Genomic DNA, 12,572 nt, shown 5'->3' with positions numbered 1-12,572 from the left:
TACCCAGAGCTTTCCACAGTTCCCACATCTAAAGGTTGCAGAGTGATTTTCGATATCGGAAGATGCCATAGCTAGTTTTCCGTCTAGCTCCGAAATTTCGTGAATTGAGTTTACTGTATATAAGTCGTTTAGTTTGTCACAACAGTTCATAGGCAATGGATGCTGAGTGGTTTAGAAAAGCGGTGTAATACGCTCCGTTATTACACCCTACATAAACTGTTTCTGTTAGGCGAAGCCGTTCTAGCAAGCGCAGCGTCTAACCACAATCGACTAGCCGCTCAGATGTTACTCCACCAAAGCCCTGCATTTATACAAAACCGCACCTTGCCCCCAGTAAACACCGTTCTCGTCGATAACGTTCCAAACGATCGCCTCTTCAACCATAAAGCGGTTACCTTTAGCTGAGATACGTACGCCTTGGTAATCATCAATAAAGCCATGGTCGGTTACGGCTTTAAGTAAGCGGTTTCGTTCTTCTTGGGTTTGTGGTTCAGCGGTATAGCGTGATGGTAGTTTGATTAGCTCTTCCCATTGGATTTCGAACTGCTCCATACCTTTGGCGTTGGAGTAGTTAAGCAAGGGATCTTCATTAGCATTGTGGGAAAGTACGGGATGAGCTGCGTTATATAGTGCTTGAGCACGTTGATCACTGCTGGTGTCTGATGGAATCAGTGATTTTCCGGTAAGGCGTTCAAAGCTGCTTAATAGTCGCTCTGCTTGTTCTGCGGCGAAGTTGTTCTCGGAGCAAGGTTTGTTCATGGTGTTGGGGTCATCTGTGTCGTATAGATCTTATTGAACACTAATCTTGGGGATTTTTTGCCTTACTCGCAAGTCTCCGTTGTGATGGCGATTTCTAGTGCTTCAAAAAGTCGATAATTGGGCAGTCCGAGACAGTACCTTCCCCGCAGCAACTATTGGAGAGCTGCTCTAATGAGTGCTCGATCTTTTGTAGTTCGCTGATCTTGGTTTTGACTAACGCGATCTTATGTTCGACCTGCTGTTTTACCAGTGCAGAGCTGGTGGTCGGGTCGGTCTGTAGCGACAGGAGCTCGCTAATTTCTTGCAGCGAAAAGCCAAGGTCTTTGCAGCGATGGATAAAGTGTAGACGTTGTAGGATAGTTTCCGGGTAGACCCTATAACCGGAAGGAAGGCGGTCGGGTTCGGGGATAAGGCCGCGCTGTTCGTAATAACGAACGGTTTCTACGCTGATGCCGGATTGTTTTGCGACTTGTCCAATTTTGAGCTGTTTCATAGTTCCTGTTTAACACAGCAACCGAAACAGCTCAAACAGGCTGAGGCGATTACAGAGTAACGCGGCTCAGTGCGATGCTAGCAGGCATAGTGATCCACGCCATAGCGATCAAGTTAATGATGATCCAGGAGAAACCTGAAGAATCGCGGAAGTTTTCGTCATGATCTGCCATCGAAGTCACCCTAATGTCAGGCATGCGGATTTTGATCGATCATTGAAGTCACAGCATTTGACTTCACCTGCTGATGAGCCCTTAAGAGCTTCTGGTTCCAGGTTTATTGCAATCGATTTAAATCGCGCAAAAGTTTATGTGCATAGAACTGTCTTGTCGGAAGCGCTAAGGCTTCAAAAACGTGGGCAATTTTATCAAGAGTAGAAAGTTTTTAATAGCCAGAATAAATCGTCCTTAGGGACTGTAATAGCGTCAAGGTATCATTACAAACTGTAGGGACTTTTCGGTCGGTTTCAATTTTTCACTAAACTTATGCTGTTTTTTGAGTTTCTATCCTAAAGATTCGCTTTCTATTCATGAAACTGGATTATGATAGAGAGGTTATTAGCTCGTCTGGCGAAAAGGGACTATGTTGCGTTTTCTTCTGGTTGTTATCGTTTTGGTTGCTCTGTTACTACATAACTTGCCTCTATTGGTGCGAGATCAGGTGGTGCTGTGGTTACTGAACAATGGTGCGGATAAAGCTCAGTTATCAGCTTTAGAAGTAGAGTGGTTTGAAGGCCGTATCAATATTAAAGGTCTTAAAGCGGAAGCTGCAGAAAAGCCGCCTCTGCAGGTAGATAGTCTCTCGGTTGATCTGGATTATGAGCAGCTTCAGCAAGAACGTATCTTAATTTCTGATCTGAGCCTTGCTGGCATTAATTTAGGTGTTCGTCAGAAAGAGCAGGCACTTTGGCTAGGTCCAATCGATCTGAACCAATTTAAGTCCGAAGAAGTAGAGGTTGAGGAAAAGCCAGAAGAGCCTCCTTCAAATTGGAGCTTTGGTTTAGCGCAGTTAAATCTTCAAGCGATCAACTGGCAAGCAGAGTTAGATGACCAGACGCATAAGCTGCAATTGAAAACAGGACGTATCGCCGACTTCTACCTTTGGGATCAGGATCAGCCGGTTGCCTTGGATCTTGATGGCTCTTTAAACGGTGCGCCAATCGTATTGCAGTCCCAGTCCAAGCCTCTTCCTGAAGAGAAGAGTTCTGAGATCAAAGTTAAGTTAAATAACTTCCCTATCCACAGTGTCACGGCAGTATTTATGCCTGAACTTCGTGGCCATCTGGATATGGATCTCGATCTAAATGTACGCACAAACCTGACTAATCAGTTATTACAGGTAAAACAAAAAGGCAGCGTTAAGTTACGTGGTTTGAAGTTCCGCCAAGATAATATGGCGCTAAAACAAAACTCACTAGCTTGGAAAGGTGATGTTGATTTGGGCGTTTTAGCGGGTGAACTAAAACAGCTAAAAACTGCAGGCCAAATCAAAGTGGCAGGTTTGCAGCTTGATCAAGGCGGGCAAACGGTCAATTTAAAAGGGGCCGATTTGGTCTCTGCAGTCGAGATGGAAGGGCTGCAAAAACTGACCCTTAAGGATCTGGTTTTAAAAGCGGAAGGCATTGCGCTGAATCAAGCGGGGCAGACTATCAATATCAATGGTGTATTGGCGCGCGGTGCTGTGCAGACTGCTGATATGAAAAACTGGCAGGCTAATATCCCTACAGTTGCTCTGCAAAACTTTGCTTTGTCTAAAGGGCAGCAGGAACTGATTAGTCTGGCTACTTTGCGCTTAACTCAGGCACAACTACGAGACGTTAACGATATCAGTCTAGGTAAGCTTGAAACCGAGAAACTCAACGTTCAGGGTAATGGCGGGGTATTTACCCAGTGGGGAGCAATCACGGCCGATGATATTAAGTTTAAACAGCAAAGCGAACTGAGTATTAACTCTGTGCAGTTGAGTGATAGCAAAACGCGGGTGCTGTTGTCATCTAAGCGTCAGTTGACTGATCTGGATTGGTTATTAGCTCAGCTATCTAGCGGTGAGGAAAAGGCTACCACATCAGCGAAAGAAGCCGAGAAACAAGCAAGCAAGCCAATCAGAGTTAAGCTGAACAAACTGCGTGTCAGTGGCAGCAATCCAATCCAAATTGTCGATGGTGGGGTTAAACCTGCTTTTAAAACCAATCTAACAATTCAGCGCCTCGCTTTGAGTAATCTAGATACCGGTTCCAAAGGTAAAACGGCGTTTGATCTGAAGGCTAAAAACAAGTTGTCCACCATTAATGCCAAGGGCGCTATTGAGCTATTTAGTGGTAATTTCGGTGGTCATTGGGATGCCAAAATTAAAGGCCTTGAACTTCCGCAAGTAAGTCCTTACTCGCTTGAATACACCGGTTATTACTTGCAGAGTGGTCAGCTTAGCTTAACCACAAAAGGCACTATTAAAGGTCGTAAACTCAAGGGTGATACCGATATTCGTTTGAACAAACTCGATGTTGAAGCGAGAAATAGTGAGCGTAGTGGCGAGTTTGATCAGAAGGTATCGATGCCTCTAGGAACGGCATTGATGATCCTGCAGGATAACGATGACAATATTGATTTAGAGATCCCAATTGATGGCTCTTTGGATGATCCTCAGTTTGGCTATCAGACCGTAATTAATAAGCTTGCGGGTAAAGGTTTGAAGAGTGCAGCCATGGGTTATCTAACCAAAGCACTACAGCCTTTCGGTACGTTGATTTCGATCGGCAAGATGGTGATGGATGCACAAGAGAAAGGCTCGTTCATTACTCTGCAACCGGTCTACTTCGACGTGGCGGGTGCCACGCTTAATTCTGAATCTTCAGCTTATCTGTCGAAATTGACCCAGATGATGCAGGAACGAAAGGGCATGCGGATGAATATCTGTGGCCTTGCTGTTGCTGAAGACCAGCCAGCTATATGGCAACAGATTTTGGCTGAAAATGCTAAGCGCAAAAAGCCTCTACCCGAGGAACAACTTCAGGCAGAAGTGACACCAAAGCTGCAGCAGTTAGCGCAAGACCGTAGCGATGTTGTGAAAGCTGCGTTGTCGAAAGATGGTATCGATATTGAGCGCCTGTTTAGCTGCTATCCAAAAGTGGATCTGAAACAAAAACTTAAACCGCAGGTAAGTTTAGGATTATAAAAAGCCAAAGGGATCTTTAGCTTTTGCACAAGCCGCCGACAGCTTAGGGTGAACAGGATCTGTTTTTTCGCGGGATTAACTCTCGAAAAGGCAAAACCCAAGCAATTGGGCGACGCAAAGTTACGGGTCCCTATGGGATGGCCGGACCGCCGACGATAAAAACTCTCGCTTCTGCTGAGGTTGTCGTTATGTTGTTTGCAAAACCACTATTCGGCTGTGTCGCAGGGATGGCTCTGGCGCTTGCATCTCATTCAGTGAGTGCAATGGATACTGCGCCCACACATCTACCCACGTCTTTACCTTCTTCAATTTTTACACAATTAGCTGCCCAAGATGATTGGCATTTTGGGCTCAAATCCCCCATCTTTTGCTTTAGTGGCCATTACTTCAGGTCCGTCACTTCTTCTGAACAGGATCAAAACAAGCTAGCCGCTAAACCTAATCGTAAAAGTCGTTTATACCTAGCCTTCTTAATGTTGGCGCGAAATAAAAAGTAGATTTTACAGGGTATAAACTCGTTGGCTGAATTTCGTGCCTTTTGCGCGAAATTCGCCCTTTCTCGCAACGAAATTCTGCAGCTGAACTAAACTCATGCAAGGATCTTTCGATTGCGAGGCGCTGGATGAGACGGCTTAAACAAGCGATATCAGGACGTCTGGGTAAACAGTTTGCGATACAGGTAATTTTATTTAGCTCCTGTTTTACGTTGATCACGACCAGCGTGCAGTTAGCGTTCGACTATCACGCTGATATCAGCCGCATTGAACAGCAATTTGTTGATATAGAAAGATCGCATGTCCCTCCTTTATCCCTTGGCTTATGGTCGATGGATGGCGCCCAGATTGGTGTGCATCTAGAAGGCTTACAGCAGCTGCCAGATATAGAGCATGTAGTGATCAGAGATGAACAAGGTGGCGTATGGGAGTTTGGCGATAAGATCTCTGATAACTCTCGAGAGCATGTTTACCCCCTAGAATTTTTGCGAGTAAACCAAGCCGATCCTATCTATCTTGGTGCGCTGGTAGTAACGGCCAGTATCGATAATGTTTATGAGAGGTTGATCAACCGAGCCAGCGTTATTCTGATTAGTAATGGTGTGAAAACCGCAATAGTTGCGGGTTTTATCATGCTATTGATGTGGTTGCGTGTGACCCGGCACTTAGGGACGGTGACTGAATATGTATCTAGGTGGGAATTAGAGGGCGAGAACAAACCACTGAAACTCTCCAAACCCCAAGATCAAGAAGATCCTGATGAATTTGATGTGGTCGCTGATGCTATCAATCGGATGCAGCAAGGATTAACTAAACAGTTCCATGATCTAAACAGCGCTGAGGCGGAACTTAAGGCCTTGCTTAGAGAGCGAAATCAACTTTTACAAAGCGAGAGGGAATACAAAGGCAAGCTAGAAGAGAAGGTCAAAGAGCGTACTCAAGAGCTGACCTTAAGTCAGCAAGCCCTAGAAAAGAGTCACAGTTACTTGCGCAATATTCTCGAAACTAGCCCGATCGCGGTGAGTGTATATAACCCTGTTGAGCATCAACTGAGTTACTCAAATCAGACCTGCGCCAATATGTTTGGTTTTAGTATCGAGTCTTGGCTACAGCATAATCCTGAAAACAGTTGGCTACATGATGAGGACCGAGAATTCTTTGCTCAAGAATATCGCAAGCATGGCCGCGTCAGCACCACTGAGGTTGAACTAGTGCGTAGGGATGGATCGGTGTTCTGGGCACTATTAACTTGGGAGCGGATCTTCTTTCAGGATGAACGCCAGATCCTGTTCTGGGTGGTAGATATCAGCGGTCAGAAAAAAGCCCAGCAGCAATTGGAGCAGGCCAAAGCTGAAGCCGAAGCGGCCACCAAATCCAAATCTGAATTTCTCGCCAATATGAGTCATGAGATCCGTACGCCGATGAATGCGGTGGTTGGGTTTAGTCATCTTGCTCTGCAAACGGAGCTAACCGATCAGCAGCATGATTACCTAAGAAAAATCCAAATGGCGGGGCATAACTTGCTCCGTGTGATTAACGATATTCTTGATCTGTCTAAGATCGAAGCGGGGCGGATGAGTGTCGAAACCATCGACTTCTCTTTGGACGATGTGCTGGAACATTTATGTGATTTACTGCGTCTTAAAGCTGAGGAAAAAGGCTTAGAGATCCTACTTTTTCACCCTTGGGAGCTTCCGCGTCAACTACGAGGCGATCCCTTACGCTTAGGGCAAGTGCTGACGAATCTTGTGGGCAATGCCATTAAGTTTACCGAGCAAGGCGAGATCTCAATCAAGGTGGAAGAAGTTTCGAGAGAGAGCGGTAAGGTGCGGTTGCAGTTTAGTGTGACTGACTCCGGTATTGGTTTATCTGTAGAGGAACAAGCAAGACTCTTTAAAAGCTTTGGTCAGGCGGATGCATCAACCACCCGTCGATATGGTGGTTCAGGTCTAGGCTTAGTGATCAGTAAACAACTAGTTGAGTTGATGGGTGGTGAAATCACGGTGAGTAGCGAAACGGGCCACGGCTCCTGCTTTGCGTTTACCAGTGAGTTTGAATTGGCTGAAATTGATCTCGCCACCGAAAACCCTGCTAAACGCCTGCAAGGCACCCGTGTTTTGATTGTGGATGACAGCTCTGCATCTCGTGATGTGCTGAGCTCGCTAGTGTGTAACTTCGGTATGTACGGTTATGCCTTAAGTTCGGGAGAAGAAGCGATTGCTGAACTGCAGCGGGTAAGTGACAGTGACGAACCTCCTTATGATCTCCTTCTGATCGATTGGCATATGCCGGGCTTGGACGGCTTTGAATGTGCAAAACAGATCAAAGCGTTGAACCCAAGCCAGCCGGTTCCCGCGGTCGTGATGGTTACCGCGCATCATCGGGAGGGGATTCTTCATCAAGCCTGTGCTGAGGATTTAGACGGCTTCCTGCTCAAGCCTGTGAGTCCATCTTTACTGCTCAGCGCGATAATGAAAGCGTTGAATATCAAAGCTGACCTAGGCGGACGGCAGCCAAAGGTTATTCCAACGCAAGCCGAAGCTGCCAAAGAGTTTAAGCATACCCATGTTTTGTTGGTGGAAGATAACCTGATTAATCAACAGATCGCCACTGAGATGCTTACAGGCTTAGGTCTAGAGGTTAGTGTGGCGGGCAATGGTGTGGAGGCGATAGAGCAAGCGCAAGAAACACCATTTGATTTGGTGTTGATGGATATCCAAATGCCAGTAATGGATGGTCTGGAGGCTACGCAGAGGTTGAGAGAGATTGCGGATTACCAAAGCGTTCCGATTATTGCGATGACCGCCAATGCGATGCAGGAGGATATCGAGCGCACCGAAGCGGTCGGGATGAATGCGCATATCACTAAGCCTATACAGCCGCAGGTGCTATTAGAAACCTTAGCGCAGTGGATCACGCCGAAGATCGTGCATCATTCCTCAACCAGTCCGATACCAACAATCGAGGGCCTTAACTGTGAAGAAGCAGTGGCTCGGGTTAATGGTAATCTTGGCCTCTATCACAAACTCTTAAAGCAGTTTGCCGAGGAGCAGGGTGAAACGTTCACTGAGGTACAGTCTCTTTGGCAGCATCAAAAATTCGTTGAGGCGGCTGATCGGGTACATACCTTTGCTGGGTTAGTGGGGAATTTGGGAGGCACCGAGTTATTTAGTCTTGCTCAGCAATTGGAAGTAGGTTTGCGAGGTGAAAACCCTGAAAGTGAAAAAGAGCGAATTGCTGAATGTCTCGTACAAGCCCAACAGCTCAGCAGTGCCATATCGGCATTTGTTACTTCTGACGTTGCTTTAGGGCCCAAAGAGGCAACTTCGCTACAACCGTCTATAACTAATAAAGGCGATTCCTCTTTTATGGCGGCTTTGGATGAGATTACAGAGCTTCTCAAAGAGGGTAACAGTCGGGCGACCTCTACAGTGTCAGAGTTAATTGATAATAGCCCGGATGATTATAAAACGGAGTTACAGGCACTATTAATCGCCGCGGAAGAATTTGAATTTGAGCAGGCCCTTAAGGAGTTAGAGCAGCTAAGGACTCGTGTTCATAGTTAAGTAAAGGAGTCTCTTGTGGATAAGGTGAAGGGGCATGTACTGGTAGTCGATGATGAAGCGGTTAACTGCAATGTGTTGGTTTCGCTGTTGAGTGATTACAAAGTTATTGTTGCGAAAAGCGGCGCTAAGGCGATTGAACGTGCCCGTGAAAACCCACCTGATCTGATTCTGCTTGATGTTGTTATGCCCGATATGAACGGCTATGAAGTCTGTTCGCAATTAAAAGCTGAAGAACTTACCTGCAATATCCCGATTATTTTTGTCACCGTTAAATCCACTATTGAAGAGGAAACCCAAGGCCTAGAACTTGGGGCGGTGGATTACATATCTAAACCTTTTAGTCCCGCAATCGTTCAAGCGCGAGTAAATAACCATATACAGTTGAAGCAACAGCGTGACATGTTAGAAGCATTGAATGTCACCGATAGTTTGACCGGTATTGCCAATCGTCGGTTGTTTGATCAGGCATTAAATCAGCATTGGCAGGCCTCGATTCGGACTTTTAGTCCTCTCGCGTTGTTAATGATCGATATTGATCACTTTAAACAGTACAACGATCACTATGGTCACCAAGCGGGTGATGATTGCCTGATACAGGTGGCGCAAACCATCGATCAACAGTGTGATCGAGATTTGGATAAAGCATGTCGTTATGGGGGGGAAGAGTTCGCCGTGATCTTGCCCTATACCGATCTGGCGGGCGGGAAGAAAATCGCTGAAAAAATGCTTAGCGCTGTACGTGAACTACAGATCCCGCATGCGCAATCAAGCAGTGCCGAGATCGTTACGGTCAGTATCGGACTGGCTGTGATTGAAGCAGGTCCCAATGCCGAGTTAGAACGTTTGGTAGAAACCGCTGATCAAGCACTGTATACCGCTAAAAAAAGCGGGCGAAATCGCTGTCATTATCAGGATCTGCCCGCTGCTCATTTTGTTCAGCGTGAAGCTAGTGTTTGATAGCTTTGGCTTAAGCTCTGCTGACGATGGCTAAAGTGCCCTATTAGAATAAATAGCCCGCTGCTGAGTATCGGTAATAGACACCAGAGTATCGGATGCAAAACCGGTGATAGATTCAACAATTGCTGGTGGATCGGCCACAAACTTGCCTCGGAAATGATGACTGCCAGTACACCACTGATCCCGCCAATCAATCCCATCTCTAAACGATCAAGTTGTTTACACTGCTTCTGGCTCGCGCCTAAGGTAAGCAGAAGTGCGTTTTCATGACGACGCTGTTCAAGTTCTTGGGTCAGCGTTACATAAAGTAAAACTAAACCTGATGCTGTTGTTAGCAACATCAGTAAGCTTGAGAGCAGGGAGAGCTTGCTCAGTAATGTTTGCAGCTGCGACAGAATCTGCCGAACATCGATCAGGGTCAGAGTCGGGAACTGTTGTAGCAGAGAGCGGCTAACCTCTGCGCTTTTATCACCTAGATAAAAACTGGTTAGATAGCTAGGCGAGTACGGATCCAAGATGTCGGGGCTGAATATATAGTAAAAGTTGGGCTGGAATGAGTCCCATCTTACAGAACGTATACTAGTGATCTCGGCGCTGGCTTCGCGGCCGGCGATATCAAAAGTGACGGTATCGCCGAGTGTTAAGCCCAGTTCAGATGCGAGCTTTTGTTCAATAGAGACGCTTTGTGAGCTGTTCCACTGTCCTGATATCAGCTTGTTATGCGCGGGGAATTGTTCCGTGGCTGTAAGGTTCAACTCACGTTTTAGCGAAGGCTGTTCTAACTGTTCAGGCGTGAGAGCCTCTGCTAAAGGTTGGCCATTAACCTTACTTAATCGACCACGATAGATCGGCCAGAGCTGATTATCGATCTGCTGTGCTGTTAACAAGGTTTCAACTTCAGGTTTCTCCCAGTCTTGAATATTGATTAGGAAATGGTCCGGCGTGTTTTCGGGTAACTGTTCTTGCCAGCGGCTAAGTAGATCATTCAGAGCAACTAAGTTGATGCTCAACAATGCAAATAACAGGCAGATTACCGGTATTTGGATCCGATACCAGCGCTGCTGTTGCTGCATGCGGCTGGCCAACATCTGCCCTAGCGGATGATGCTTAGATAACCTCTGCGAACTCCATTGCGCGATAAAAGCACCGAGCCAACCCAGCAGGCTACCTAGGATAAGCAAGCTTAGAGTAAGACTGAGCGTGAGCCAAAGGCTATTTAAGTAACTGCTAGTAAATAACAGTAAGACAATGAACGCGCAAAGATAGGGCAGCTTGCCACTCCACTTTAGAGGCGAAGGCTGGTTTTGGAATAGCTGTGTTGGCGTGCTTTTCTGTAGCAACAGAAGGTTCGGCAACCCCAGGGTGACAATAATAGCAATGCCTAACGCAGGCCCTGTGAGGTAGGTTGTGAAAACGGCCGTAGGTACTGGTTGAGGTAACAGTTCGTTTAGCAGTTGTAGGCCAGATGCTTCCAATATAACTGCCAGAACAATCCCTACAAGGCTACATAGGAGCCATGCGTACCCTAGCTGCGCAAGGTACATCAGTAACAACTGACGATTACTGACCCCTAAGCTTTTCAACAGGGCAGCGCGTTTACTTTGGCTCTGTGTGAAGCGGCGTAAACTTAGGAAAATCGTCATGGCCGCAATGAGCAAAGCAAACAGCGCGCCTAAACGCAGATAAGACGAAGCTTTCATTAACGCGCTATTTTGTTGGCCCTCTTCGCTTTTAAGTGAAGTGATCTGTTCGCCGGTTTGTTTGTTTTCTTGTAGATAAGTTTCTAGTTTCGCTATTTGCTGAGCATCGCCACTAAACAGCTGACGATAATGTACACGTGAGCCTGGGCCCAAGAGCTCAGTGCTTTGAAGATCCGACTGGTTGATAATGATTTGCGGATTAAAGCTGATAAAGCCGCGCCCACGATCGGGTGACGCCTTTACAGTGTGAGTTAAAATAAATTCTGTTGAGCCTAAGGTCAGTTTATCGCCGGGTTCGAGTTTTAAGCGTTCAAATACGCCTTGCTCGGCCCAGGCTTCTCCCTGCTTTGGTAATTCTGTTTGTGTTGGCTGATCTAATGTTATTTGTCCGCGAGGGTAGGGAGCACTCAACGCTCTTACACTGACAAGAACAAAGTTATCACCTTGGTTCGCCATACTGGCGATCTGCGTGACCGAGGTGTGCTCAAGAGCCATCTCTTCAGCCATCGAAAGCGTTTTTTCAGAAAGAGGGCGACTGTTACTCAGAACTAAGTCAGCGCCTAAAAGTGCACTGCCTTGTCTTTCGAGCGTTTGTTCAATCCGTTCGCCTAGTACTGCCATTAGGCTAGCAATAGTAATCGCCAGTAAGAGAGCCAGTAGGAGTGATCGCCACTCACTTAGCTTGATATTACTCCAGCTATGTTGCCCGGCTATTTTCAACAGAGTGGTAAGGTTCATGCGGATAACTCTTGCAGTTCGCCATTATGCAAACGCAATGCTCGACTGCAGCGTTCTGCTAAGAATGAGTCATGGGTAATCAAAATCAGCGTCGTGCCTTGGGCTTTGTTGAGATCAAAAAGCTGCTGGATGATCTGTTCACCGGTATGTTCATCTAAGTTGCCGGTAGGCTCATCAGCAAACAGTAGGGTGGGATTTGTGGCAAAGCTGCGCGCTATCGCCACTCTTTGTTGTTCACCACCTGATAGCTCAGCGGGTTTGTGATTAAGTCGTTCACTCAGGCCTACTTTGCTCAGCCAAATCTCTGCTTCTTCTGCAGCTTCTTTATGATTGCGAATTTGCAGAGGCAGCATGACATTTTGCTGGGCTGTTAGGTCTGGTAGTAGGTGAAACGATTGAAATACAAAGCTGATATGTTGGTTACGAAAATCTGCCCGTTGTTGGTCATTCAGGGTATTGAGATCGGTATTATTCAGTAAAACATGACCAGAACTAGGCTGGTCTAATCCGGCTAGTAGCGATAGCAAGGTCGATTTACCCGTGCCTGAAGGTCCGACGATAGCAACACTTTCTCCCCGATTGATCTCTAGATTGATATCACTGAATAGATCAACGGCTCCTGCTTGAGTCTGAAACTGTTTTGCGAGATGCTGAGCACTAACGACTGTGTCTGTATCAATTGCCATAGGTTCTTC

The 12,572-nt window shown here is 46.5% G+C and carries 9 protein-coding genes and 1 riboswitch; of the genes, 4 read left to right on the top strand and 5 right to left on the bottom strand.

Features of this window, described 5'->3' with window-relative positions:
* Positions 1-285: 285 nt before the first annotated feature.
* The 3 genes from ACMXYT_RS16100 to ACMXYT_RS16090 all read right to left on the bottom strand — a co-directional run bounded on the left by ACMXYT_RS16100 (position 286) and on the right by ACMXYT_RS16090 (position 1,424).
* The gene (locus ACMXYT_RS16100; protein ID WP_415899484.1) at positions 286-759 is read right to left on the bottom strand and encodes an MEKHLA domain-containing protein; all 474 of its coding nucleotides are present in this window, start codon (positions 757-759) and stop codon (positions 286-288) included.
* Between the two features lie 94 nt (positions 760-853).
* The gene (locus ACMXYT_RS16095) at positions 854-1,252 is read right to left on the bottom strand and encodes a heavy metal-responsive transcriptional regulator (RefSeq protein WP_415882808.1); all 399 of its coding nucleotides are present in this window, start codon (positions 1,250-1,252) and stop codon (positions 854-856) included.
* A 49-nt stretch (positions 1,253-1,301) separates the two neighbouring features.
* On the bottom strand, positions 1,302-1,424 hold the full coding sequence (locus tag ACMXYT_RS16090) for a hypothetical protein (RefSeq protein WP_415882807.1): 123 nt from the start codon (positions 1,422-1,424) through the stop codon (positions 1,302-1,304).
* 409 nt (positions 1,425-1,833) lie between these two features.
* Here ACMXYT_RS16090 and ACMXYT_RS16085 point away from each other — a divergent pair, with 409 nt between their 5' ends.
* The 4 genes from ACMXYT_RS16085 to ACMXYT_RS16070 all read left to right on the top strand — a co-directional run bounded on the left by ACMXYT_RS16085 (position 1,834) and on the right by ACMXYT_RS16070 (position 9,439).
* Positions 1,834-4,422: a DUF748 domain-containing protein gene (locus ACMXYT_RS16085; protein WP_415899483.1), complete on the top strand. Its 2,589-nt coding sequence runs from the start codon at positions 1,834-1,836 to the stop codon at positions 4,420-4,422.
* 79 nt (positions 4,423-4,501) lie between these two features.
* Positions 4,502-4,576: riboswitch (cyclic di-GMP riboswitch) on the top strand.
* A gap of 34 nt (positions 4,577-4,610) precedes the next feature.
* On the top strand, positions 4,611-4,919 hold the full coding sequence (locus tag ACMXYT_RS16080; protein WP_415899482.1) for a hypothetical protein: 309 nt from the start codon (positions 4,611-4,613) through the stop codon (positions 4,917-4,919).
* Between the two features lie 125 nt (positions 4,920-5,044).
* Entirely contained in the window at positions 5,045-8,482 is a 3,438-nt protein-coding gene (locus ACMXYT_RS16075) for a response regulator (RefSeq protein ID WP_415911669.1), read from the top strand.
* 15 nt (positions 8,483-8,497) lie between these two features.
* Positions 8,498-9,439, top strand: coding sequence for a diguanylate cyclase domain-containing protein (locus ACMXYT_RS16070; RefSeq protein WP_415899480.1), 942 nt, complete (start codon positions 8,498-8,500; stop codon positions 9,437-9,439).
* On the opposite strand, the gene ACMXYT_RS16065 is transcribed toward ACMXYT_RS16070, so the two are convergent.
* Together ACMXYT_RS16065 and ACMXYT_RS16060 are read right to left on the bottom strand one after the other, a co-directional pair.
* The gene (locus tag ACMXYT_RS16065) at positions 9,418-11,877 is read right to left on the bottom strand and encodes an ABC transporter permease (RefSeq protein WP_415911668.1); all 2,460 of its coding nucleotides are present in this window, start codon (positions 11,875-11,877) and stop codon (positions 9,418-9,420) included. The genes ACMXYT_RS16070 and ACMXYT_RS16065 overlap by 22 nt on opposite strands.
* Complete coding sequence (locus ACMXYT_RS16060) at positions 11,874-12,563, bottom strand: ABC transporter ATP-binding protein (RefSeq protein ID WP_415899477.1); 690 nt, start codon at positions 12,561-12,563, stop codon at positions 11,874-11,876. Before ACMXYT_RS16060 ends, ACMXYT_RS16065 begins: the two co-directional genes overlap by 4 nt.
* Positions 12,564-12,572 lie beyond the last annotated feature (9 nt).

This window comes from Neptuniibacter sp. QD37_11, from assembly GCF_047778105.1.
Classification (GTDB): domain Bacteria; phylum Pseudomonadota; class Gammaproteobacteria; order Pseudomonadales; family Balneatricaceae; genus Neptuniibacter.
The sequence above is the reverse complement of the archived record's forward strand: the minus strand, read 5'-3'. Positions and strand labels throughout refer to the sequence as shown.

What these genes read in the sequence shown, in the direction of transcription:
- ACMXYT_RS16100 (WP_415899484.1), bottom strand. Translation starts at nt 759, where the DNA reads ATGAACAAACCTTGCTCCGAGAACAACTTCGCCGCAGAACAAGCAGAG.
- ACMXYT_RS16095 (WP_415882808.1), bottom strand. Translation starts at nt 1,252, where the DNA reads ATGAAACAGCTCAAAATTGGACAAGTCGCAAAACAATCCGGCATCAGC.
- ACMXYT_RS16090 (WP_415882807.1), bottom strand. Translation starts at nt 1,424, where the DNA reads ATGGCAGATCATGACGAAAACTTCCGCGATTCTTCAGGTTTCTCCTGG.
- ACMXYT_RS16085 (WP_415899483.1), top strand. Translation starts at nt 1,834, where the DNA reads ATGTTGCGTTTTCTTCTGGTTGTTATCGTTTTGGTTGCTCTGTTACTA.
- ACMXYT_RS16080 (WP_415899482.1), top strand. Translation starts at nt 4,611, where the DNA reads ATGTTGTTTGCAAAACCACTATTCGGCTGTGTCGCAGGGATGGCTCTG.
- ACMXYT_RS16075 (WP_415911669.1), top strand. Translation starts at nt 5,045, where the DNA reads ATGAGACGGCTTAAACAAGCGATATCAGGACGTCTGGGTAAACAGTTT.
- ACMXYT_RS16065 (WP_415911668.1), bottom strand. Translation starts at nt 11,877, where the DNA reads ATGAACCTTACCACTCTGTTGAAAATAGCCGGGCAACATAGCTGGAGT.
- ACMXYT_RS16060 (WP_415899477.1), bottom strand. Translation starts at nt 12,563, where the DNA reads ATGGCAATTGATACAGACACAGTCGTTAGTGCTCAGCATCTCGCAAAA.